The sequence below is a fragment of the Ruegeria sp. AD91A genome, from assembly GCF_003443535.1.
Classification (GTDB): Bacteria; Pseudomonadota; Alphaproteobacteria; order Rhodobacterales; family Rhodobacteraceae; genus Ruegeria.
Window position 1 is genome coordinate 3120222 of sequence record NZ_CP031946.1, and the last position, 23297, is coordinate 3143518.

At 58.4% G+C, this 23297-nt stretch carries 25 protein-coding genes; 5 read left to right on the plus strand and 20 right to left on the minus strand.

Annotated elements, in window-relative coordinates:
• Window positions 1–81: 81 nt before the first annotated feature.
• Entirely contained in the window at window positions 82–1089 is a 1008-nt protein-coding gene (locus tag D1823_RS15620) for a pyridoxal phosphate-dependent aminotransferase (protein WP_254683749.1), read from the minus strand.
• A gap of 152 nt (window positions 1090–1241) precedes the next feature.
• Between D1823_RS15620 and D1823_RS15625 the strand changes: the two genes are divergently transcribed.
• Window positions 1242–1997 (plus strand): N-acyl homoserine lactonase family protein, encoded by a 756-nt coding sequence (locus D1823_RS15625; protein ID WP_117871562.1) that lies wholly within the window; start codon window positions 1242–1244, stop codon window positions 1995–1997.
• Window positions 1998–2045: 48 nt separating this feature from the next.
• Here D1823_RS15625 and D1823_RS15630 read toward each other — a convergent pair whose 3' ends face one another.
• The 10 genes from D1823_RS15630 to D1823_RS15675 all read right to left on the minus strand — a co-directional run bounded on the left by D1823_RS15630 (window position 2046) and on the right by D1823_RS15675 (window position 12377).
• A complete protein-coding gene (locus D1823_RS15630; protein WP_117871564.1) occupies window positions 2046–2774 on the minus strand; it encodes an SDR family NAD(P)-dependent oxidoreductase in 729 nt (242 codons plus the stop codon).
• A 549-nt stretch (window positions 2775–3323) separates the two neighbouring features.
• Window positions 3324–3779: a CoxG family protein gene (locus tag D1823_RS15635; protein ID WP_117871566.1), complete on the minus strand. Its 456-nt coding sequence runs from the start codon at window positions 3777–3779 to the stop codon at window positions 3324–3326.
• 109 nt (window positions 3780–3888) lie between these two features.
• Entirely contained in the window at window positions 3889–4497 is a 609-nt protein-coding gene (locus D1823_RS15640; protein ID WP_117871568.1) for an NTP transferase domain-containing protein, read from the minus strand.
• The gene (locus D1823_RS15645; protein ID WP_117871570.1) at window positions 4490–5269 is read right to left on the minus strand and encodes an XdhC family protein; all 780 of its coding nucleotides are present in this window, start codon (window positions 5267–5269) and stop codon (window positions 4490–4492) included. The genes D1823_RS15640 and D1823_RS15645 overlap by 8 nt, the downstream gene beginning before the upstream one ends.
• Window positions 5266–6447, minus strand: coding sequence for a VWA domain-containing protein (locus D1823_RS15650; protein WP_117871573.1), 1182 nt, complete (start codon window positions 6445–6447; stop codon window positions 5266–5268). The genes D1823_RS15645 and D1823_RS15650 overlap by 4 nt, the downstream gene beginning before the upstream one ends.
• On the minus strand, window positions 6444–7319 hold the full coding sequence (locus D1823_RS15655) for a MoxR family ATPase (protein WP_117871575.1): 876 nt from the start codon (window positions 7317–7319) through the stop codon (window positions 6444–6446). The genes D1823_RS15650 and D1823_RS15655 overlap by 4 nt, the downstream gene beginning before the upstream one ends.
• Window positions 7320–7363: 44 nt before the next feature.
• The gene (locus tag D1823_RS15660; protein ID WP_117871577.1) at window positions 7364–9790 is read right to left on the minus strand and encodes an aerobic carbon-monoxide dehydrogenase large subunit; all 2427 of its coding nucleotides are present in this window, start codon (window positions 9788–9790) and stop codon (window positions 7364–7366) included.
• Window positions 9787–10281 carry a (2Fe-2S)-binding protein gene (locus D1823_RS15665; protein WP_117871579.1) on the minus strand — a complete coding sequence of 165 codons (495 nt, stop codon included), beginning with the start codon at window positions 10279–10281 and terminating at the stop codon, window positions 9787–9789. Before D1823_RS15665 ends, D1823_RS15660 begins: the two co-directional genes overlap by 4 nt.
• A gap of 12 nt (window positions 10282–10293) precedes the next feature.
• Window positions 10294–11148 carry a xanthine dehydrogenase family protein subunit M gene (locus tag D1823_RS15670; RefSeq protein ID WP_117871581.1) on the minus strand — a complete coding sequence of 285 codons (855 nt, stop codon included), beginning with the start codon at window positions 11146–11148 and terminating at the stop codon, window positions 10294–10296.
• Between the two features lie 113 nt (window positions 11149–11261).
• Complete coding sequence (locus D1823_RS15675) at window positions 11262–12377, minus strand: MHYT domain-containing protein (RefSeq protein ID WP_117871583.1); 1116 nt, start codon at window positions 12375–12377, stop codon at window positions 11262–11264.
• A gap of 206 nt (window positions 12378–12583) precedes the next feature.
• Here D1823_RS15675 and D1823_RS15680 point away from each other — a divergent pair, with 206 nt between their 5' ends.
• Both D1823_RS15680 and D1823_RS15685 read left to right on the plus strand, forming a co-directional pair.
• Window positions 12584–12922 carry a transposase gene (locus D1823_RS15680; protein ID WP_117872932.1) on the plus strand — a complete coding sequence of 113 codons (339 nt, stop codon included), beginning with the start codon at window positions 12584–12586 and terminating at the stop codon, window positions 12920–12922.
• A 150-nt stretch (window positions 12923–13072) separates the two neighbouring features.
• The gene (locus D1823_RS15685; RefSeq protein WP_117871585.1) at window positions 13073–13297 is read left to right on the plus strand and encodes a hypothetical protein; all 225 of its coding nucleotides are present in this window, start codon (window positions 13073–13075) and stop codon (window positions 13295–13297) included.
• Between the two features lie 29 nt (window positions 13298–13326).
• Here D1823_RS15685 and D1823_RS15690 read toward each other — a convergent pair whose 3' ends face one another.
• The 5 genes from D1823_RS15690 to D1823_RS15710 are packed head-to-tail and all read right to left on the minus strand — an operon-like array spanning window position 13327 to window position 17533.
• Complete coding sequence (locus tag D1823_RS15690) at window positions 13327–13869, minus strand: DUF3833 family protein (RefSeq protein WP_117871587.1); 543 nt, start codon at window positions 13867–13869, stop codon at window positions 13327–13329.
• Window positions 13866–14483: a DUF3833 domain-containing protein gene (locus D1823_RS15695; RefSeq protein WP_117871589.1), complete on the minus strand. Its 618-nt coding sequence runs from the start codon at window positions 14481–14483 to the stop codon at window positions 13866–13868. The genes D1823_RS15690 and D1823_RS15695 overlap by 4 nt, the downstream gene beginning before the upstream one ends.
• Window positions 14480–15703, minus strand: coding sequence for an MFS transporter (locus D1823_RS15700; protein ID WP_117871591.1), 1224 nt, complete (start codon window positions 15701–15703; stop codon window positions 14480–14482). The genes D1823_RS15695 and D1823_RS15700 overlap by 4 nt, the downstream gene beginning before the upstream one ends.
• Window positions 15703–16248 (minus strand): chalcone isomerase family protein, encoded by a 546-nt coding sequence (locus D1823_RS15705; protein WP_254683750.1) that lies wholly within the window; start codon window positions 16246–16248, stop codon window positions 15703–15705. The genes D1823_RS15700 and D1823_RS15705 overlap by 1 nt, the downstream gene beginning before the upstream one ends.
• Window positions 16202–17533, minus strand: coding sequence for an NAD(P)/FAD-dependent oxidoreductase (locus tag D1823_RS15710; protein ID WP_117871594.1), 1332 nt, complete (start codon window positions 17531–17533; stop codon window positions 16202–16204). Before D1823_RS15710 ends, D1823_RS15705 begins: the two co-directional genes overlap by 47 nt.
• A gap of 193 nt (window positions 17534–17726) precedes the next feature.
• On the opposite strand from D1823_RS15710, the gene D1823_RS15715 reads away from it, so the two are divergent.
• On the plus strand, window positions 17727–18452 hold the full coding sequence (locus D1823_RS15715) for an SDR family oxidoreductase (protein ID WP_117871596.1): 726 nt from the start codon (window positions 17727–17729) through the stop codon (window positions 18450–18452).
• A 3-nt stretch (window positions 18453–18455) separates the two neighbouring features.
• On the opposite strand, the gene D1823_RS15720 is transcribed toward D1823_RS15715, so the two are convergent.
• Both D1823_RS15720 and D1823_RS15725 read right to left on the minus strand, forming a co-directional pair.
• Window positions 18456–20108, minus strand: a complete 1653-nt coding sequence (locus D1823_RS15720) for a DNA polymerase Y family protein (protein WP_117871598.1) — start codon at window positions 20106–20108, stop codon at window positions 18456–18458.
• A gap of 62 nt (window positions 20109–20170) precedes the next feature.
• Window positions 20171–20458: an I78 family peptidase inhibitor gene (locus tag D1823_RS15725; RefSeq protein WP_117871601.1), complete on the minus strand. Its 288-nt coding sequence runs from the start codon at window positions 20456–20458 to the stop codon at window positions 20171–20173.
• A 130-nt stretch (window positions 20459–20588) separates the two neighbouring features.
• Between D1823_RS15725 and D1823_RS15730 the strand changes: the two genes are divergently transcribed.
• Window positions 20589–21701, plus strand: coding sequence for an S-(hydroxymethyl)glutathione dehydrogenase/class III alcohol dehydrogenase (locus D1823_RS15730; RefSeq protein ID WP_117871603.1), 1113 nt, complete (start codon window positions 20589–20591; stop codon window positions 21699–21701).
• A 58-nt stretch (window positions 21702–21759) separates the two neighbouring features.
• On the opposite strand, the gene D1823_RS15735 is transcribed toward D1823_RS15730, so the two are convergent.
• Together D1823_RS15735 and D1823_RS15740 are read right to left on the minus strand one after the other, a co-directional pair.
• On the minus strand, window positions 21760–22698 hold the full coding sequence (locus D1823_RS15735) for a DMT family transporter (RefSeq protein WP_117871605.1): 939 nt from the start codon (window positions 22696–22698) through the stop codon (window positions 21760–21762).
• A 152-nt stretch (window positions 22699–22850) separates the two neighbouring features.
• Window positions 22851–23264, minus strand: a complete 414-nt coding sequence (locus tag D1823_RS15740) for a group III truncated hemoglobin (RefSeq protein WP_117871607.1) — start codon at window positions 23262–23264, stop codon at window positions 22851–22853.
• Between the last annotated feature and the right edge of the window lie 33 nt (window positions 23265–23297).

The window sequence follows — 23297 nt, forward strand, 5'->3', positions numbered from 1 at the left end:
TTGGGCTTAGTGTCAGCGTGGAACGGGCAGCGTTATTTGACCGACTTTGCAGCCTGAACCGCCGAAAAGAGTGTCCTAAGCCTACCAGTTCGCCAACAGTTCGCCCATGCGCTTAAGGCCAAGGTCGAGGTTGGCAATAGCACCTCCTCCGACACCTAGTCGGATGTGGTTCTGCATCCCGTAAGACGAGCCCGGCAAAAGAAATGTCCGATAGGGATCGGCGAGCAAGCGTTTGGCAAAAACATCACCATCAATCCCGTCGAGCCGTGCCAATCCAATCAATCCAGCCTGAGGTTTGACCCAATCCAGGCAGGGCTGATCGGCAACATACCGATCAAGGCGTTCCAGCGTCTTAATCCCTGCTGCCCGCGCAGTTTTCAAAGCCTGATTATATCGGTCAGGCCTCAAGGCGATTTCGGCGATGACTTCGCCGAGAATATTCATAATTTCGCTAGAGTTTTCCCGCAGGATGATGGCATCCCACATCAAATCAGAATCACGGCAAACCATCCACCCAGTGCGTAGTCCTTGGAGCCCCAGTGCCTTGGAAACGCTGCCCGTCGTGATGCCCCTAGGATACAAACCGGCTATCGAAGGGGCGCGAGACCCGTCCCACTCCAATCCTGCGTAAACCTCGTCAACAACCAGCCATGCACCTACGCGATCTGCAATTTGGACAAGCCTTTCCAGCTCTGTTTGGGTCATCAGGCGCCCGGTGGGATTATTGGGGTTGGTTACAAAGATCAGTCGAGTGCGTTCTGTTACTGCGGTCTCAACTTTGTCGAGCGGCAATAACCAACCAGCACTCTCTTCTCGGTCGACAACTTTGAGCGTCGCGCCGACTGCCTCTGCCAATACTCCCACTTGTGGCCAGCCCGGGCGTTCCGTTACGACTTCGTCGCCCGGTTGGACCAATTGCATGAATGCAAGATAATTGGCTTCTGCTGCGCCGGCGGTGATCAGGACGTCGTCTGGCTTGCAAACATCAGACAAACCGGCGCGGTCCAAAACATGTCGTCGTAAAGCAGGCAGACCCCGAAAACTCTTTTGGTTCCAATCCAACGGCAGCGCTGGATCCAGCGCATCCATGAACTCACCCAAACGCGGCGACTCGGACAAGGAAAACCCAACGAAAGCTTCTGGATCCGTTTCCGTGGTATCCAGTAGGTACTGAAAGAGTGTGTGTATCTTGACTTTCATGCTCTACTCAAAATCTATGTAGTCAATCAGGGAGATAGTCTGTGCAAGCAGAGGGATTTGTCAAAGGGCGACCGATTGACCTTGCGGTTTTGGACTACGGGCTGTTCAAGGTCCATTCCACTGGCCGCATCATAGGTATCTGCGGGTTTCTGATCCGGACAGATTTGGGAGAATCAATACTCATCGATACTGGGTTTCCTGAAAAATATGCCACCGATACCGACGCCGCGGTCAAAGAAGATCGATTGTATGAGTTCGGCGACGTCTTGAAGTGTGAACCAGACAATCTTCCAAGCGCACAACTGGCAAAACTCGGGCTTATTCCGTCAGACATTACACTACAGATTTGTACGCACACCCACATCGACCATATCGGGGCACTGGGCGACTTTCCAAGCAGTCCAATTCTTATCTCTGCTGCGGAGCGAGCCTTACCCCGCCCGTTGTACTGGGGCGATATGCGGCCTTTGGAGTGGCCCAACCAGGATTATCTCTTAGTTGACGGCGATGTAGAGATTGGGCCGGGTATCTTAGTTTTGGCGGCGCCAGGCCATGCGCCTGGCCAGATCGCCGTGATGGTCCATCTTCCGTCGGGGGCGATTTTATTAACCAGTGATGCGATTTCCCGACCAGCAGAAATCGACGAGAAGTTTGCCGGGTCTTGGGACGAAGATGCAGCGATTGCCAGCGCAGAAAGGTTGATGCGCCTTGCATCCGAGCGAGACGCCTTTGTAATCTATGGGCATTGTCCAAGCCAGTGGCTTGTTCTGAAGAAAGCACCAGAAGTCTACAGCTGATCCTACCCCGTGGACCATTTTCCCGAAAAGTGATGTCGCACCCGAGAGTTATCTGACGTCGCGCCCTTGGTTCAGAATAATCACATTCCCACTGGAAACATCACCGGCCGGCGAAATGAGAAAACCGACCCAAGAGGCGATTTGCTCAGGCAGCATCGCGCGACCATGTGGCATGGCACTGACGGCTTTCTCCAAGACTTCCTCAGTTAAGACATTGAACAAAGGTGTTTCAGTCATGGCAGGTGCCAGCGAATTCACACAGATTTTTTCCTGTGCGTATCGACGGGCGAGGTCTTTCGTAAGGGTATCCATCGCCGCTTTTGACGCCCTGTAATGCGGAGGGTCAAACACATCGAAATTATAAGCACCGTTCGATGAGATATTTACAATCTTTTTGATGCCTTCGCGTTCCAACATCAATTGGACCGCCTGCTGGCAACAATGGAACGCAGAGTTAAAGTTGATTGCCATCTGCTTTTCGAGTTCCTCGGGCGGAATATTCGGGAAGTCAGACATAAAGCAGGTGCCAGCGTTGTTTACCAAAGCATCCAGACCACCATTCTTTTCCTTAATGCCATCAAACGCATGAGCGATTGCAATAGGATCCGTTAGGTCAAGGCATATAGGCGTGAAATCCGAACCTAACTCAGTTGCCATTTCACCTAGGCCCTCCTCGTTAAGGTCCAGTCCAACAACTTGGAACCCATCTGCCCACAGTTGGCGACAGATGGCCCGCCCCATCCCTCCCGCGGCGCCAGTCACAACCGCTGTTTTCATAGCAACTCCTCCCACCTTGACATGATTTTCGGATACTTCGATTTAAAGAAGGAAACTCACAACCCTTTTATCCGAAAGCCGCGAAAGTCAATTCTGCTTGAATTCAGTACGCGTCCGTTTTGGGCTCAAGCTAGACTTTGCAAAGTCCGCTTTCTGCGTATTGCTGTAATTGGGGCATAGCGCAGCATCGGCCAAAGTGGACTCCGAAGTAGACATTCGCGGCACTCGGTTTGAACGACTGCTATGCGGACTATGCAGCCGTTTGCTCAGATTGGCCTAATCTCTGCTCTCTTCAAAAATCGCACGGTATGAGGTTGCGTGTCTGTGTCTTGAACAACCGTTACGATTTCAGCCATTGCTGATACTGGAATGGGCGATGTGTCCTGTAACGACCGTACCAAGCCAATTGGTCCTCGAAATTTAGCCAGGCTCTCCTCGGGGATGCCCGGTTGGCGAAATGAGACTTGTCACAGGCCTAAGAAGTGGTGGCTTTGCAAGCGCCGCCCCTTTGCAATGATGTCTGGCGCGTGCTGTGCCTGGATGAGATCGCTAGGCGATTGCGTCTTCATTGACCACATCAGCGAAGGATTTGAAGAATTTGGCCGCAAGTTTCTTGGCAGTGCTTTGGATCAGCCGGCTGCCCAGTTGAGCCAGCTTTCCGCCGATATCGGCCTTTGCCTGATACCGCAGGATCGTCGTGTCGGGCCCGTCGGCTGTGAGCGTGACATCTGCGCCGCCCTTGGCATGCCCAGCGGCACCGCCATTGCCCTGGCCGGTCAGCGAAAAGGCATCCGGCGCGCCTGCGGTGTCGAGTTGGACGTCACCGTTGAACCTGGCCTTCACCGGCCCGACCTTGAGGACGACCTTTGCCTCCAGTTCAGTATCCGAGTGCTTGATCAACTCTTCGCAGCCCGGAATGCATTGCTTTAGAACCTCGGGGTCGTTGAGCGCGGCATAGACCTGCTCTTTGGGTGCGTTGATGATGATTTCGTCTGCCAGTTCCATGGGATGTCCTTTTAGCAACAGGGAAATTTGATGGTGGCCAGATGGCTGGCTTGCTCAGGTGTAAGTGCTGTCTTTCGGCGCAGTCGGGCTGCGATTTCTCGAACGAATTTCATGTGATCTGCTCCAGCGTGCCCGCCTGAAAGGCGGCATAGGCCTCGGGGGTGTCCACATCCATGTAAAAGCCGGGAGAGGCCAATGGGTGAAACTGGACATGTTCGGGATGGGTTCGGGTGAACTTCTTGCAGCCCGGTGATCTGGGGTTTGCCAGAAGCCGGGCACGCAAGTTTGCAGGCACCACGATCGGGTTGCCGCGCTTCTGATCGACCGCCGGAATGGAGATACGTGCGCTGTCAGTCGCCAAGTGTGCGGCCAGCAATGACCGGATGTCAGCGACGTTCAGAAGCGGCTGGTCGCCCAATCCGATTAATACCGTATCGTCATCACGCGCCGCACGAAGCCCGCAGGCGACCGATGTGGGCTGACCGTCACCGTAAGCCGGGTTGAAAACCGTCTTGGCGCCACTGCCTGCAAGGGCTGTTTTGATCTCATTCGCCTGATGTCCCGTGACCACCAGCACAGGCCCCGCCGTGGCGGCGCCATAGACATCGACCATATGGCGGATCATTGGAACATCGCCATGGGGCAGAAGCAGCTTGTTCCGCGCGCCCATGCGGCGCGAAAGCCCTGCGGCCAGTATGATCGCAGTGACATCACGCATCGGCCTGCTTCACCGCCGCGCGCCGATCCTGAACAAGTTGCGCCAGTATGGACAGGGCTATTTCCTCAGGCGTGACCGCGCCAAGGTTAAGACCCGCCGGGGCCTTTACCCCGTCGATGGCGGCTTGTTCAAAACCGTCAGCGCCTAGTTTTTCTGCAAGCGAAGTGTATTTTCTGCGGCTGCCCACGAAGGCCACATAGGTCGGTTGCGTGTTGAGCGCGGCCTTCAAGGCGTCAAGATCACCCTGCCCTTGCGTGGCAACAACCACAAAGCACTGCTGATGTGGTTTGCCTTGCACCGGGGTCGAAGACACAGACCAGTGAAACTGCGGGGCAAGCGCACTCAGCGCCTGTGCTACCGGTGATGCTCCCATGACAACAAGTTGCGGTGACGGCAGGCAAGGTTCGATGAAGATGTCGACCGTGCCACGAGAGGGGCACCCATTGCGGGCAAATCGTGTGCCGTCTACTTCATCGCCGGCTGCAACGCCTTTTTCCGCCAGCAAATCCTCGGGTGCGACAGACACAAGCTGTGGCGTGCCGTCCTGCAACGCCTGCAGCGCCGCGCGTTTGACGGCACCTCGGGTGCAACCGCCGCCGAGCCAGCCTTGCAGGATCGTCCCATCGGCGCTGAGCAGCGCCTTGGCCCCCGGTTTGGCGGCGGTGGAACCAGCGGTGCGCACGATGGTGGCAAAGGCAAAGGGTTCGTCCTTGTCGCGCAACTCCTGAGCGGCCTCGGCCAGGTCTGATGAAAGAATTTCGGCCGGGGTCATAGGCGTGCCAGCTCCTGTTCCAGCGCGGCCAGATCACCCAGCGTGTTGGCCGCTTTGAAGACATCCAGATAGGGAAGTGCCGCCGCCATGCCCTCGGCCACGGGTGCGTAGTCTGCCCACCCTTTCAGCGGGTTGAGCCAGATCACCTTGCAGCCGCGTTTGCGCAGTTTTTCCAACGCGGTTGCGATCATGTCAGGTGCCTCAGTGTCGTAGCCATCCGACAGGATCAGCACGACGCTACGACCATCGACAAAGCGTTTGGCATAGGTGTCGGCAAAACGCATGAGCGATGGGCCGATCCTTGATCCGCCGCCGAACCCGTCGGCCATCAGTGACATCCGGCCAATCGCGCGCATCGCGTCCTTGTCACGCAGCGCCTCGGTGATGCGCACAAGGCGGGTGTGGAACAAATAGGCGTCGGCGGCTGTATCAGCCCGCATTAGGCCAGCGAGGAACGCCAGAAAAACTTTGGCATAGACGGACATGGACCCGGAGACATCGCACAGCGCCACGATCTTGCGGGTCCGGTCCGGGCGTTTCTTGCGCCACAGGTGCAGAGGCTCTCCGCCAGTGGCCAGGCTGTGGCGAATGATCTTGCGAAAATGCAACCGATCGCCTTTGCGCGCGGCAATGCGGCGGCGGGATCGCGTGTCACGCAAGGCAGCCCCAAGGCGGCGTGCGACGTCTTCGGCCTCGGCAATCTCTTCCGGACGGACAAGGTCGCGCAGGTCACGCCGGTTGAGGTTGCGTTGTGCGGTGGCGATCAGCTTGCCGGTCCCGTCGCTGTCGGACGCCCCGCCTGTGTCGTCCGGGGCCGTGGAGGTTCCTGATGCGCCCGCGTCTTCGCCCTTGGCATCGCGTGAGGAATGCACGTCATCGCTGACCGGGGACGACGGGGTGGGAACTACCTTCTGCCGCACGCGGCCCATGTCCATCCAGTAGCTGTCGAAAAGGTCGTCGAACCTTTCATACTCTTCCTTGCAGCCCGTGCAGACAGCGCGCAAGGCACGGCGGCTGTCGTCGGGGCGGATGGCGTCCACCTCGTCCAGCGCCTTCAGGGCAAGGTCCGCTTCGGCCACGCCAAGCCGCAAACCGTTGTCGCGCAAATGAGCGATGAAGCCCGCGATCCGCGCGGCAGGGCCGGGATCGCGGCCAGCAAATTTCGTCACCCGGCTCATGCAGCCTTGCCAGCGATACGCCCGGCCACCTCTGGCGTGATCTGGGCCTGATCGCTTTGGGTTTTCAGCAACGTCGTCAGCGTCGATTGAAGGACCGCGGGGTTTTCGGTCAGATCAGCGATGCCAAGACCCATCAACGCCGCGGCGAAATCCAGCATTTCGGCCACGCCAGGGGTTTTCTCCAGCTCTTCTTGGCGCAGCTTTTGCACAAATCCGACGATCTGCTCGCCCAGCCGAATCTCGACGTCGGGGCAGCGGGCCTTGAGAATGGCCAGTTCGGTCGCACGGTCCGGGTATTCCACGAAGGTATAAAGGCAGCGGCGACGCAGGGCGTCAGACAGGTCGCGGGTGCCGTTCGACGTCAGGATCACGACCGGGCGGCTTGTCGCCGTGATCGTGCCCAGCTCGGGGATCGACACTTGATAGTCCGAGAGGATTTCCAGCAGGTAGGCTTCGAACTCCTCGTCCGCCCGGTCAATCTCGTCGATCAAAAGGACCGGGGGCGTTTCCTGGGTAATGGCCGCCAGCAAGGGGCGTTCCAGCAGAAAATCACTGGAAAAGATGCGGTCTTCTAATGCCTTGCCTGTTTCGCCAGCCTCGGAGGCCGCTCGGATGGTCAGCAGCTGCCGCTGGTAGTTCCATTCGTAAATCGCCTGCGCCGCGTCCAGTCCTTCATAGCACTGCAGCCGGATCAGGCGCGTATCCATCACCGTAGACAACGTGCGCGCGATTTCGGTCTTGCCGACACCTGCCGCCCCTTCCAGCAATAGCGGACGGCCCAGCGACAAAGCCAGTTGCAGCGCAACGGTCAGATCGTCCGAGGCCACATAGCCTTCGCCAGCCAGCGCGGTTTTCAAGTCAGTCCAGGTCATTCGTGTCTCCGTAGGGCGAAGATCACCCCGCCCTACCAAAGGGATCAATCGTGCAGGCCAAGCTCGTTGGCAGTGCGCCAAATCCGCCAGTGATCATGCGGCATATTGGTATGCCGGTTGCCGAAGGGGCGGAACGCGTCCTGCACCGCGTTCGAGAAACAGGGCACGCCGCCCACGTGCGGGCTTTCGCCCACACCCTTTGCGCCGATCGGGTGATGCGGGCTGGGTGTGACGGTGTAGTCGGTTTCGTAGTTCGGCACTTCCCATGCCGTTGGCAGGAAGAAGTCCATCAGCGTGCCGGTCTTGACGTTGCCCATGTCGTCATAGGCAATCTCTTGCCCCAGAGCGACGGCGAGGGCTTCGGTCAAACCACCATGCACCTGGCCTTCGATGATCATCGGATTGATCCGCGTGCCGCAATCGTCCAGCGCATAGAAGCGGCGAATTTCCGTCACACCCGTGTCGACGTCGATGTCCATCACACAGACATAGGCTCCGAACGGATAGGTCATGTTGGGCGGGTCGTAATAGCTGACGGCCTCAAGCCCCGGCTCGATCCCCGGAATGGCCTGGTTGTAGGCTGCAAAGGCGATTTCCTTCATCGTCTTGAACTTTTCAGGCGCGCCTTTCACGACAAACCGATCAACGTCGAATTCCACGTCATTGTCGTGAACCTCAAGCAGGTACGCCGCGATCATCTGCGCCTTGGCGCGGATCTTGCGGCCGGCCATGGCCGTGGCTGCGCCTGCCACAGGGGTAGAGCGCGACCCGTATGTGCCGAGGCCATAGGGTGCTGTATCGGTGTCGCCTTCCTCGATGGTGATGCTGTCGGCAGGCAAGCCAATTTCCGAGGCAAGGATTTGCGCGAAGGTTGTCGCGTGGCCTTGCCCCTGGCTGATCGTTCCCAGGCGAGCAATCGCCGACCCGGTCGGATGGATGCGGATTTCGCAGCTGTCGAACATACCAAGCCCAAGGATATCACAGTTCTTTACCGGGCCGGCGCCGACAATCTCAGTAAAAAAGCTCAGGCCAATGCCCATCAGCTTGCGCGTCTTGCCAGCTTTGAAGTCCTCGACCCGCTGGGCCTGTTCGGACCGCAGCCCTTCGTAATCGACTGTCTTGAGCGCCTTATCCCATGCGGTGTGATAATCGCCGCTGTCGTACTCCCAACCAAGGGCGGCGGTGTAGGGGAACTGCTCCTTCTTGATGAAGTTGATCCGGCGCAGCTCCGCTGCGTCCATGTTCAACTCTATGGCCAGAACCTCGATCATGCGTTCGATGAAGTAGACCGCCTCGGTCACCCGGAACGAGCAGCGATAGCTGACGCCGCCCGGGGCTTTATTAGTGTAGACGCCATCGACCTCTAGATAGGCGGTCGGGATGTCGTAGGAGCCGGTGCAGATGTTCATGAAGCCCGCCGGGAACTTTGTGGGATCGGCGCAGGCATCAAAGCCGCCGTGGTCGGCTGTCACATGGCAATGCAGCCCGGTGATTTTGCCGTCCTTGGTGGCAGAGATCTTGCCGGTCATATGATAGTCGCGGGCAAAGGCGGTGGTCATCAGATTGTCCATCCGGTCTTCGATCCACTTTACGGGCTTGCCCGTGACGATCGACGCTACGACCGAGCAGACATAGCCCGGGTACGCGCCGACCTTGTTGCCAAAGCCGCCGCCAATATCGGGGCTGATCACGCGGATGTTGTGCTCTTCAATGCCCGAGATCAGCGACACGACCGTCCGGATCGCGTGCGGCGCCTGGAACGTGCCCCACAGCGTCAGCTTGCCGTTAACCTTGTCCATCGACGCCACGCAGCCGCAGGTTTCCAGCGGGCACGGGTGGGTGCGATGGTAATACATGCTTTCAGTCGCAACGACCTCGGCGTTGGCGATGACCTCGTCCGTTGTGCCCTTGTCGCCCGCGTCCCATGTAAAAATGTGGTTGGGATGTTTGCGGGGTCCGTGTGCGCCATCGGGAATTGACCCGTCTTCACCAACAAGATCTTCGCGCAGCACCACATCCGATTGCAAAGACTCGAACGGGTTGACGATGACAGGCAGTTCTTCGTAGTCAACCTCGACCGCCTCGATCCCGTCAGCGGCGGCATAGCGGTCTTCGGCGACGACATAGGCGACTTCCTGGCCCTGAAATAGCACCTTGCCATCGGCCAGTACCATCTGCTTGTCGCCCGCCAGCGTCGGCATCCAGTGCAGCCCCAGCGGCTCCAGATCCGCCGCTGTCAGCACGGCCAGAACGCCGGGCACCTCAAGTGCGGCAGCGGTATCGATGCTCTTGATCCGTGCATGGGCGTAGGGAGAGCGGACAAAGTCGCCAAACAGCATGCCATCCAGCTTGATGTCATCGACATAGTTGCCCTTGCCTTGGGTAAAGCGCGCATCCTCGACCCGCTTGCGCGAGCAGCCCATGCCTTTGAGATTGTCGACACGTTCTTCGCGGGAAATATCGTCCTTCATTCTGCGGCCTCCTTGGCTGCATTCATTTCGGCTGCGGCGGCCTGAATGGATTTCACAATGTTCTGATAACCCGTGCAGCGACAGATATTGCCGGCCATACCAAAGCGGATTTCTTCTTCGGTCGGGTTGGGAATTTCTTCCAGCAGCTTGGTCGCCCGGGTGATCATCCCCGGCGTGCAATAGCCACACTGCAATCCGTGGTGTTCTTTGAACGCCTCTTGCAGCGGGTGAAGGTTTTCAGGTCCGCCGAGACCTTCGATAGTTGTCACCTCGGCGCCATCGGCTTGCGCCACGAACATGGTGCAGGATTTCACCGACTTACCGTTGATTGTGACCGTGCACGCCCCGCAGTGGGATGTTTCGCAGCCAATGTGCGGCCCGGTGATATTCAGCCGTTCGCGCAGCGTATAGATCAGCAGTTCGCGCGGTTCGGCCAGGAACTCCTCGTCCTTGCCGTTCACGTTCATTTTGATGTGCATTTTCTTGGACATGGTGTGTTCCTCTTACGCCCGCGACCAGGCGCGCTCGATGGCGCGGCGCAGGATGACGCCCGCCACATGATTCTTGAATGCGACGGGGCCGCGGTTGTCTTCGGTTGGGTCGATATCGCCCAGCATCGCAGCCACTGCCGCGTCCAGTGCGGCGGCATCGACAGGTGTTCCCACCAGCGCGGCGCCCGCATCCTCGGAATAAACCGGCGTGTCGCTTAGGTTCGTCATAGCGATGGCGGCGCTGACGCACGTTCCGCCGTCCTTGACGATCTGCACAGCGGCGGCGGCCGTCGCGTAGTCGCCGATCTTGCGCTTTTGCTTTTCGTAGGCGTAGCCGCCAGCTGGCGTGGGGATGGTCACGGCGGACAGCACCTCATCATCCTCGCGCGCGGTCATGTAAGCGGCCTCGTAAAACTCCCGCGCGAGAATATCACGCTCGCCATCCGGACCGACCAAGGTGAACACCGCATCAAGGCATTGCATCAGACCCGGCATGTCATTGCCCGGATCGCCATTGGCGACGTTGCCACCGACGGTGCCCATGTAGCGGACTTGAGGATCAGCGATCTGCAAGGCAGCCTCGCGCAGGATGGGGGCGGCATCCGCGAGGCCGGCATGGTCTATGATTTCGGCCTGCGTGACCATCGCGCCGATCCGAACGCCGTCGGCACCTAGTTCGATATCCGACATACCTCCGACATCCTGAAGGTCGATCAGGTGTGGGACTTCCGCCATGCGAAGTTTCATCATCGGAATCAGACTGTGCCCGCCTGCCATGACGCGCGCGTCATCTCCGTATTCTTCAAGTACAGCCAGAACGCCAGCCATATCCTGAGGACGGTGATATTCAAATGCCGCTGGAATCATCGGCTCTCCTCCCTAAAGCGAATTCTCAGTGTCGGAGGAAGTTTGCATGCGACAGCAAGCCACATCACCAGAAAATCAGTGAAACACAGGTCTTTTGCACGAAATGCGCGTGCTCACGCACCAATTGCGCCGCCCTGCGACGCAAGCACGTCCTGAACAACCTTCAGTTTGGAACGGCTAACGGGTGCGGGCGGCAGATCACCCCTGTCGAAAAGGCAGCGCCCTTTGTCCTTGGTTCTTTCAAACCGCGAGACACGGGCAGGGTTGACCAAGTAGCTGCGATGCGTCTGCAGGAACCCCAGCGGCAAGAGGCGTTTGGAAGCCACCGTGATCGGCCAGACACAGAACAGCCGTTCGTCCTCGGTATAGATCTGCGTGTAGTGCCCATCGGCACGTACGAAAACAACGTCTCTTGCCCTGACAAAGACTTTGTTGCCGTCTGCCTCGCAAGGGATCTGCAGATCCGCCTTCAGTTCCGGCTCGAGCTTCGCTCGCTGGTGTTGCTCTTGTGATCCGGGCGTGACCAGATACGTCACGCTCACCCAGAGGCACGCACCGAAGATTACAAAGCTGAAGAAGATCACACCAAGTGCCAAAGTTTCATTGCTCATGGTGGGGCCAAATTCAGTAGCGGTGGACGCTTGCACAAAATTGGTTTCCGCAATCGCCAGAAAATGAGCCGAGCAAACTGCAATCGCAAAACAAATCGTCCCAAGCACGATGTTGCGGTTCGTGCGCTTTCCGTAGGCGATCCAGAAGGCAAGAATGCATAGCCCGATGGCCACGATGGAAGAAAAGACGACACCCGACGTCGTATAGACCGCGCGGCACAACTCCAGACCGGCCATGCCGATATAGTGCATGACCAGAATGCCGGTCCCGACAACGCAGCCGGAAAGCGAAATGATGAGCGGTGTGCGGTCAGCGAAATGCAACAGGATCAAGGCCGCGCCAACAAGAAGGATCGCTGACAGAGCCGACACCAGCGTGATCGCCGCATCGTAGTAGAACAATATCGGCAGCTTCAAACCCAGCATGGCCACGAAGTGCATCGCCCAGATGCCGCCCCCCAAGGCGACGGCCGCAAGCGCGATCGACGCCTTTTTTTGAAACATCGGTTTTTCTGACAGATCGCGGGTCAGCGAAAGACCTGTGAACCCCGCGACAAGTGCCACGACGCAGGACATTGCGATCAGGAAGCTGCTATGGTCGACGGTCAGAAACTCCATGCCGAAGAGGATGGCCAAGACTCAAGCGATTTGCAATCAGTGCCGTTCGCACGGCCTCCATCGCTTGCCTTGGAGTGCGGTCAGCGACAGCCGTAACTCTAAATGACTGCAGGCTCTGCGGCTGATACGCTAGAGCTGCAGAAACCCAAATGCAATTGTCCGATAGAAGACATTCAAGTACTTTGCTGCATTCGGCACTTTGGGCTCTGAGCGACCTTTGTTGGCTGACCGACGTGCAGATGGCGAAGCGCGCGCCCTTCTTCCCGAAGTCGCACGGCAAGCCCCGAGGTGATGACAATCGGGTGTTGCGTAGAATTATCTTCATCAATCGCAATGGTTTGCGCTGGCGAGATGCCTCTGGCGAATACGGGCCTCGCAAGACACCGGTCAAGTACGACAAGCGCAGATTCAAGCGGCGAAATCGCATCGAGATTATGTTTGGCAGGCTCAGGGGTTGGGGGTGCGTGGCGACACGCCATAATCGTTGTCCCAAGGTCTGCATCTCAGCAATCGCACTCGCGGCAACCGTCATCTGCTGGTTATGAATACTGACCCTAGGTATACGAGAGTGGTAAAGCTTTCCTCTCAACGGATGGTAGAAAGCCTCATTTTGTCCATAAAAAATTGTCTTTTTCTGGGAAAACCATTAGGTTTTATGAAAATGGTGGAAAACACCGGAGGCAGTAAGAGAGCAGATGCCAAAACCGAAAACACGTGTTTTGCGGACAAGGGTTCCTGCGCGCCTCATGGGAAAAAGGGATGGTCTGTTTTTCCTGTGGGGACAGATAGAGCGCGCGCGTTTGAAAATCGAAGACGGCGAACGCCCTGATGGTGCAGCCTCGGATGGGGCAAGAGTAGACATGGCTGGCGAGGCCAAAGGATCAACGGCGGCATTGGTGGACGAATTCATCTTCTACTGACTTTTGTGATGAAGCTGAGCCTGACGGGTTTATTTTTTTTCGAAAAACAGGATAACTTCACCCAGGCGTACGCCATAGCGTGAGACATACGCACGGTTCAGCAGGCGGTCGTCATCCAGCAGCCACATCCAGTCGTCAAACGTGACGCGCATGGTTCCGTCCTTGATCGGCAGGTCGATCTTATATTTCCAGTTGAACGTATCCCCGCGTTCAATCCCGCTGGCGGCGCCCAGCACGCCAGGGGCCATACCGGTCCAAGTATCTTCTCCGGTCTTGGTCAATGCCCAGATGCGTTGCTCAGTCGCGCCATCATCGTAGACGAAGTCTTCGATCAGGGTCAGGGTTTCGCCGTCCCAAGTGCCGTTAATGTCGACCTTGAATCTGCGGGGGATGTTCCCCAGAACATCCTGAAACTGACCGTAGGCCACGGTTTCACCTTCAAAAAAATCCTCGAGGTTCAACTGTCGGTCAGAAAGAAAGGTTTTTGGTACCTTCGGTTTACTGGAGCAGGCCGTCAGAAGCGCGAGACTCGCGATGGCGACACAGGCGATCACGGAGCGAACGGTGATCATTGCAACGGTTTCCCGTCCGAAGTCGCGTCATATCCGTTCGAACCAATTGCGTGGGTCGGTTTTGATTTCGGGTTTGCACGCATCGTGGCCACAAGTTCCGCGACCTTGATGCCAAATTTGCGCATCTCGGACCGGTTCATGATGACGCCATGTTCTGTAAGATACATCCAGTCGGTGACATCCAGAGTATGCCCGCCAGCGTCTTCGGGCAGGATGATGCGATAGGTCAGTTTCACGGTTGACCCCGAGATGACACCCCGGCCTTCGCCCACGATATCATCCGCCATTGCCGTGAATGTGTCTCCGGTTCCCAGCGTCAGATACCATTTGCGGGTCATCTGTTTTCCGTTTGAATAAGTGAAGTACTCGGTCAGCGTGCCCGAGTTGCCTTGCCAGTCGCCGGCCATGCGGGCGACAAAGCTGTTCGACATTTTGCCGTTGGGGCCATAGATCAGGCCCTCGGACACGATCTCTCCATTCAGGTGTTTTTTCAGCGAAAAACTTGGCCCGGTGCCACTGTAATCGGACGGAGATTGCGCACGAAAGCTCAGCAGTCGGGTGCGGATGAATATTGCGATCAGAAGGACCAACAGGATGATGGCGATAGCGTTCATTTGCTTGTGACCTCGGTGGGCAGGGTCAAGACCATCCCGAACGCCCCGACTTTCAGGATGCAGGGCAGCACCGCATAGGCAAGATTGAGTGTATCCAGTGCCTGTGCTGAATTGGTTTGACCAGGGGTGAAACCGCTGCGTTCCAGCAGCGGCAGAGTGAAAAAAGCAGCCAGGGCGAGGCCCAGCTTGCCAGCGAAGGACCAGATGCCAAACGCGGCCGACGCGTTCAGCCCGGCCCGGGTCAGGACCACCGAGAACATCGCGGGCAACACGACCATGTCCGCACCAAGGGCCGCGCCCGAGGCGAGACAGATGACGGCGAACCCGGTAAGGTTTCCCGCGCTCAGTGTGGCCGCGCCGATAAAGCCAGCGATTGAGAGCGGCATCGCGATTATCAGAGTCTGTTTCGGGCCAATTCTGTTGCTGAGCTTTGCCCAGAGCGGGACACTCGCGCCTGCGCTCAGGAAGAACAGGATCAACAAGGGGCCCGCTTTGCCCGGCAGTTGCAGCCGGTCTTCCACAAAAAACAGAAACAGGGTGGAGGTGATGGCGACCGGGAGGCTGTTTACCAAAGCCAGTGCAAGAAGGCGCAAGCCGCCAGCCTGACCCAGTCCAGAAAAAGACAAACCTGTTCCTGTTATCGGGGTCCGTCGCCAGATCGGGACAGTCAGCACCAGAGTCAGAACGGATAGCAGCCCCAGAAACGCTCCGAATGCGGGGTAGCCTTGGGATTGCGCGCCGAAAGCAACCAATAGGGCTGGTGCGCTGGCTGCGATGACCACCCCGGTCAACTGCCCGCCTTCACGAAAGGCGGCCAGTGTCATCAGTTCTTTCGGATCGGTTCGCTTTGCCAAAGTTGCGCTGCGACCGTACAGAAGAATGGTTCCCAGGCTGTATGCCGAAAACAGCAAGATCAGGATTGCGACGAGTTCCGGCACGCTGGCACCCTGCGGCAGATTGAAAAGCAGGGGAAACCCGACCGCCAGCCCCAAAGCCGCCATCGCCGCAAATACAAGCTGGCCACCGGGCCATCTGTCAATTGCCCAACCAATCAGCGGGTCCTGCACCAGATCCACCAAACGGATCAACAGCAGCACGGTACCAATGACCCCAAGGCCAATACCCAGGTTCACGGCTGCAAAGCGCGGCAAGTGGATATAAAGCGGAATACCCGCCGCAGCGAGCATCAGCGCATAGAGGCTGACCCGGGGATAGAGCATCACCGCCCCTGCAGCCTTCGCGTGAAAGACGCTGACCGCGTGTTGTCCCCCAGGAATACGGACATGAAACTGCGCTTGATGCCTGGATACGCGATGGTGCAGGTCTTTTGCCCGTTCAGCCAGAAACTGACCTTGTCGGGACCGTCGGAAACCGCCAGATAGCTGTCCCCTTTTGCCACGGCTTTGAAGCACCGGTCCAGTTGGTCGCGAACAGGCACTGAACGGCCGATGCGGTCCATCTCCTCAAGCGTCGAGTTGACCAGCGCTTTCTTCTTGATGTTCTTGCGGTAGGTCAGTTGCAGAGCGATATCTTCGCTCCAACTGAACGGCGCACCTTTGGGCGTATAAAGCTTGGCGTCATAAATCGGCAAACCCAGATACCGGAAAGTCGCGGTTCCGCGCAGTTGCGCATCGTTTAGACCTTCCGTGACCGGTGATGCCGCCAGACCCTTGGCGACCAGCAAACAAAGTGCAAGAAGCGCCACGCGCCATATCCCATTATTCGGCGGCAACAGATATGGCCGGGTCTTTACCAGGAATGCCATTGTCAGCTCCGATGGTTTGCGGGGCACCATTGATTTGAGCAACGACATGCATCGCGCTGGCTATCCCGTCTTCGTGAAATCCGTGCCGGTTGTAAGCCCCGGCAAACCAGGTTCGATTCTGTCCCTGCATCTCGCGGATTTGCCCTTGCGCCTTCAGGGCGGCCTTGTCGAATACCGGATGGGCAAATTCGACCTGATCATAGATTTTATCCGCGGGAATTTCTGTTGAGGCGTTCAGCGTTACAAACAGCGGGTCACCGTCCGGAATGTTCTGAAGCCGGTTCATCCAGTAGGTCACGCCCACATCTCCGGCTTGCGAGCGATAGGACCAGCTTGACCAGCACGCGCGCCGCTTTGGCATCTGACCTGGGTCACAATGCAGTATGGCCGTATTGGGCTGGTAGCGGATCGCGCCCAATGCAGCGGCTTCCGCGGGGGTCGCGCCCTCACCCAAAATGGCAAGCGATTGATCCGAATGGGTGGCCAGGATGATTTCATCGAACTGATCCACGGCGCCCTGGCTGTGGATGGTGACGCCCATCTCGTCACGGGATACATTCTGAACAGGGCTGGCCAGACGTATTTCTGCCCCCCGCGCACGAAGGGCTGCGTCGATCCGGCGGACATACTCTATGCTGCCGCCTTTGACGGTGTACCATTGATGCTGGTTTGCACGACCACTTGCCAGCAAAGCGTGATTGCGGAAGAACTGCACCAAAGAACGTGCGGGGAACTGATCCACGAACTCGACCGGCGTAGACCAGATGGCACCGCACATCGGCATCAGATAGTTGTGCCGGAACCAATGACCCAGCCGCAGTTGGTCCACCAACTCACCAATCGTGGTGTCGTCGTCCTTGGCTGCTTCGGGTGCTTCTTTGCCAAACCGCAGGATATCGGCGATCATTCTATAGTAGGCAGGGCGCGCCAGATTGCGCTTTTGAGCGGTCAGAGTGCGCAGGTTGTTCAACCCGTATTCAATGCGCCCATTGTCGATGCTCGCGCCAAAGCTCATCTCACTTTCGATCACAGGTACGCCCAGCTCATCAAACAACCGGGTCAGGTAGGGATAGGTCGCATAGTTGAAGACGATGAAACCCGTATCGACCGGTTGGTCCCCGTTCTTCCCAGCCATCACCGTGCGGGCATGGCCACCAAGTCGCGGTTCTGCCTCATAGACCGTTACGTCGTTGTTTTCTGACAGATAGTAAGCGGCGGAAAGACCCGAAATGCCTGCACCTACAATCGCGATTTTCTTCCGTACACCCCGGGTTTCGTCGAACATTCCAGCCTCTTTATGTGACGTTTTACAAGAAGATACGCAGGGTAGGCGCGAGTGGATCAATTCGATTGGAAATTTTTAGCAGATGCACTACTTCGTGACTTCTGGTTTGAGATTCCGCGAATTGCGCCACCGTTTTGATCCAACGCGGATGCGAAGCCGTATTATTGTGACACACAAGTGAAACGGCCCACACATGAGCAGATTTGACGGGAAAACCATTTGGATCATCGGCGCAAGCGAAGGTTTGGGCCGCGCTTTGGCGCAGGCGCTCAGCCGAAAAGGTGCGTCCCTGATCCTGTCGGCGCGCAATTTGGAGCGGTTGTCCGAGATGTGTTCAGAATTGCCGGATGCGCGCGCGATTCGGTGCGATGTGACCGATTTAGACTCTGTTCGCTCTGCTGTTGCTGAGGTGGGGCATGTCGATGGGCTGGTCTATAATGCCGGTGCGTATGATCCCATGCGTTCGGCCGAATGGGACACCGAGGCGTCCCTCAGGATGAGCGATGTGAACTATCTGGGTGCGCTGCGGGTTCTGGGTGAAACTGTTCCGGGTTTTGTCCGGGCGGGCCAGGGAGAGGTTACTCTGATCGGATCTCTGGCCGGGTATCACGGGTTGCCTGCAGCCATCGGGTACGGAGCCAGCAAGGCCGCGCTGATTTCGCTGGCCGAGACGATGCGGCATGATTTGGCGGGTACTGGCGTGACAGTGCGTATCGTCAATCCCGGCTTCATCAAGACCCGATTGACCGAAAAGAACAGCTTCAAGATGCCGATGTTGATGACGCCCGAGGATGCGGCGGATCGCGTGGTCAAGGCGATGTCTCACCGCCGTTTCCGTACGGATTTTCCGGCACCGTTTTCCTGGTTCATTCGTCTGATTGACTACCTGCCGGACCTGCTGGTTTATCGCGGAAAATAGACTCTAACAGAACTGTCCCTGACAGAACCAGCCTGCGGACATCGTGCCTCCGTGCCCGTAGAACAACCATAGTCGTTCCCCCTGTTCTGTCACCACCACCCAGTAATCGCGCACCCCGCTGCGCCAGTTGGGGTCATCCAGCCACCATTCCGGCGCGATACGTTCCGGGCCTGTGGCCTGCGCCAGTTGCCAGTCGCGCCCGCGCCAGCGAAAGGTGCAGGGCACATTCGGGGTTTCCGGCGCCATCACGGGTTCGGGCTGCCACATCTGCAAAGGCCGGGGGCGCGGTGGGGCAGGCCAGTCGCGCGCGGGTTCCGACCATGCGGCTGCCAGCGTTTGCGCCGTTTTCTCGGGGATATGAGAGGCCGCCGGGTGCCGCCGCGTGATTGCATCCAGCCCCACCCGTGCGCCCAGCTTGCCGATCAGATCATCCACCGCTGTATTGCCCTCAAGCCGGTTACGGGCCACACGGCGCGCTTCGGCATGACCGGCGATGGTGCGGGCATGGATGGGTTCCGTCTGGATCGCCTCAAGCCGCAGCATGTCGATGCCATAGCCTGCGTCGATCTTGTCAATTTTCATCTCTAATAAAGGGCAAATGCGATTTTTGTCATAGGTCGGACGTGCCAGGCCGATCTCGATAACCTCAGCGGCCTGATCGGCCCGGTGGGCTTCCAGACGCAGCGTGCGGACCCCGCGCCCCTTCTCTTCCAGCTTGGTGCAGAGCGTTGGCAGAATCCGATCGACGGCAGCCATCACGTCTTCGACCAAGCCAATCGGGTTGGGCAGAGTCATCCGCACCGCAAAGTGATGTGGCGGACGGGCGGGCGAGACCGGCTCGGGTGCGCTGCCCACCGCTTGATCCAGGCGCAGCACCAGCCCGCGGCCGAACCGCCGTGCCAAACTGGCACGCGGCTGTCCCAGCAAGTCTCCGATCCGGCGCAGGCCCAGACGATTCAGTTGCGCCACAACCTGATCTTCAAGCCGCAGCGCCGCAATGGGCAGAGGGCTGAGCGCGCCATAGGCCTGTCCCGGCGCGGCAATCCGCGCGCCACCGCCCAGCGCCATCGCCTGTGGCGCGGCCCCGCCCTTGGTCCAGTGCCGCCGCTTGCTTGCCCGGGCGCGGGTGGCGCGAGCCTCTTGGGCAATGGCATCACCGTTGCGATCGGATGTGGCCTCTTGCCCGGCATAGCGGGCCAGCGCCCAGGCCGCGCCCAGCGTGTCGGCGATGCCCATCTGCACGCTCAGGCCCATGTCGGCGCAGTCGGTTTCAAGCACGACCAGCAAGGCCTCTTCACCGCCGAACAGATGGGCGCAACCCGACAGGTCAACGATCAACCCGTCCGGAGCCTCTTCGGCCACCCACGGGCTGAACTTGCCCGCCCAGCGGCGCAGCGCGGTCAGAAACGCGGCCTCGGTCGGGGCGTTGCGGGGGCGGGTGATCAGGCTGGCGCACATGGCATGGGCATCGCGTACCGGCTGGCCCACGCGCAGACCAGCGGCCTGTGCCTCGGTGTTTAGCGAGGTGATGACCTGCATGTTCGACTGTTCGGTCACAACGGCCAAAGGTCCGCCATGCAGGCCCCGCGCAGCGCGGATCAGCCGTTCGGCCCCCAGACGGGGGAACCACAGCGAGAGTATTCGGCGTTTGGGCATCGGGCAGACATCAAAATGTTCTCATTTTGTTCTTATTCGAGAATCACCTGCCGAGTCCACGCTTACCCACAGGTCAGACGCTGAATAACACCGGCGCCGTCCACATAGACGTTCAGCCTGTCGATACGGTAATCCTGTGTGGCGATGCCATCCGGACCCAAGACACGAGACCGTTCGGGAAGATCGGCCTGAATCGCTGAAACGGGCTGGCCGACGGATTCGGCAAACGGCTCGCCCTTGCAAAATGCCAGATCAACAGGTGCGTCTTCTGAGGTGGCGGCAACTTCCTGCGGAATGCTTGTGTCTGCGCAGGCCGCCAGAAGGATCAAGATGGGGATAAAACGGTGCATTGGCGTTCCTCATTCTGGCAATGTCGTTTCTGCAATATCAAATAATTAGCCAACCTGCCAAGAAAGCACAGTTGAAAACACCCTGTATTTGACGCAGGGTCGGGGCAAAAGTGACAGGGAGAAAAGTACCATGCGTACCCGTGCTGCCGTCGCCGTACAGGCGGGCAAACCTTTGGAAGTGATGGACGTGAACCTAGAAGGCCCAAAGGCGGGCGAGGTTCTGGTTGAAATCAAGGCCACTGGCATCTGCCATACGGACGAATTCACCCTGTCGGGTGCCGACCCCGAAGGCCTGTTCCCGGCCATTCTGGGCCACGAGGGCGCCGGCGTAGTGGTCGAGGTCGGCCCGGGCGTCACCAGCCTGAAGCCGGGGGATCACGTGATCCCGCTCTACACCCCGGAATGCCGCGAGTGTGAATACTGCCTGCATCCCAAGACCAACCTGTGCCAGGCGATCCGTGAGACTCAGGGCAAGGGGCTGATGCCCGACGGGACGTCGCGTTTTTCGACCTTGGATGGCGATCCGATCCTACACTACATGGGCTGCTCGACCTTCTCGAACCACACGGTCCTGCCTGAAATCGCACTGGCCAAGGTGCGCGAGGACGCACCCTTCGACAAGATCTGCTATATCGGTTGCGGCGTGACCACAGGGATCGGCGCGGTGATCAACACCGCCAAGGTGGAAATCGGCAGCCGCGCCATCGTGTTTGGTCTGGGCGGTATCGGCCTGAACGTCATTCAGGGCCTGCGTCTGGCCGGGGCCGACCAGATCGTCGGTGTCGACCTCAACCCGTCAAAGGTTGAGATGGCCACCAGGTTCGGCATGACCGATTTCGTCAACCCGTCCGAAGTTGAAGGTGATCTGGTGCCTTATCTGGTCAACCTGACCAAGGGCGGTGCGGATTATACCTTTGATGCCACCGGCAATGTTGGCGTGATGCGCGCGGCACTAGAATCGGCACACAAGGGATGGGGCGAATCGATCATCATCGGCGTGGCACCTGCTGGGGCCGAGATCTCGACCCGTCCGTTCCAACTGGTGACCGGGCGGTCTTGGCGCGGCACCGCCTTTGGCGGCGCGCGCGGGCGCACGGATGTGCCCAAGATCGTCGACTGGTACATGGACGGCAAGATCGAGATCGACCCGATGATCACCCACACCATGGGTCTGGACGACATCAACCACGGCTTCGATTTGATGCATAAGGGTGAAAGTATTCGCTCGGTCGTAGTTTATTGAGACTCTATTCAGAGGTTTTTCGACAACGGCGCGCTGAGTGGTGCGCCGTTTTTTGGAACTACTTTCCGGGCCTTGTGGCCCCGGTATCCGACCGCGGTGATCGCACGCGCAGAACAGGGGTGTTGACTGAGGTGGTGTTGGCCCGGCTTTCTCGCCACACAACATAGATGCCTGACGCAATGATAACACTGGCGCCGACAGCAACCCAGATGTCAGGGCGTTCACCAAAGAAGATCATGCCAAACAGCGTCGCCCAAATGATCTGGCTGTACTGGCTGGGGGCGACAACACCGGCAGGTGCAGCGCGATAGGCCAGAATGATCAGGTGCTGGGCGATCACCGAGAACACCCCAACCAGCGCCATCATCGCCAGATGCAGCAGGGATGGCGGCTGATATACAGCGGGTTGGGCAACGCTCATCACAGCAATAGCCAGCAGCATCGGGTACAGGATCAGAACGGCCGAGCGTTCCTCATTTCCGATCTTGCGCACAAGCACCGAAGCAAAGGCGCTGCAAAAAGCAGCTGTCAGGGCGGCGAGGTGGCCAAGGGTGATGTCGGTCGTACCGGGGCGCAGAACGATCAGGACGCCGATCAGGCCGACGCCAACCGCGGCCCAACGCTGGGCGCGGACCACCTCACCCAGTATCGGGATCGACAAAACGGTGACGATCAGCGGGAAAGAAAACAGCAACGAATAGACTTCGGCCAGTGGCAGGACGGAAAAGGAATAAAACGCGCAGGACATTGCCGTGACCATCAGGCCTGACCGTAATAGAACCAGCCATGGGTGGCGGGGTCGAAAGTTTCCGGTCGTTCGGTCGGTCAGGATCGTGACGGCCATTGGGACAAAGGAAAACAGTGTGGCGAAAAAGATGATCTGCAGCACTGAATAGATACCACCCAGCACTTTGATCAGCGCATCGTGACTTGCAAAGACCGCAAAGCCAAGAAATGCATAGCCAAGCCCCCGCAGGGTGGTGTTCTGAGCGCTCATCGGTCTGGCCTCGGTCAATGTTGGTGTGGTGGCGATATGCCTTAGCAGCGCGGGCGGAGTTCCCGGCTGTCTTCCTTTCTGCTTACCCACATTTTGAGAGCGCGAACAGCCCCAATTTTATCGCTAACATATCAAAGCCGCCATGATTGAGATCATCGAAGGATGGGCGGCGCGTCCTTGGGCTGGTGGGCTGATTGCACCCCGGCCTTCATCCCAACACCGATGCGGCGCGCCAGAGCGACCCATGGTGTGGCGGTTTCAGTAGGCAGGGTCTGGGTGGCGACCTGTTCGAACAGGTCCAGCCAATGGGCGAAAAATTCGGGCTTCACATCTGGTCGTTCGATATGGACCCGCTGTGGATTGCCGTCATAGCTGCGTTCAAACAGGATGGCGTTGCGCCAGAAGGATGCGATCTTTTCCTCATGCGCGGACCAGTCGGTGACGTGGTTGGCGAATACGGGTCCAAGTACCGCGTCCTGCCGCACACGGGCGTAAAAGGCGCGAACCTGTGCGTTGATCTGCTCGGGCGTCGCGGGAAAGCGCGGTGGAAGGGTTGGTCTGGTCATGGTGGCCTGTTTTCGACTCTGTTTTTGGCAGAT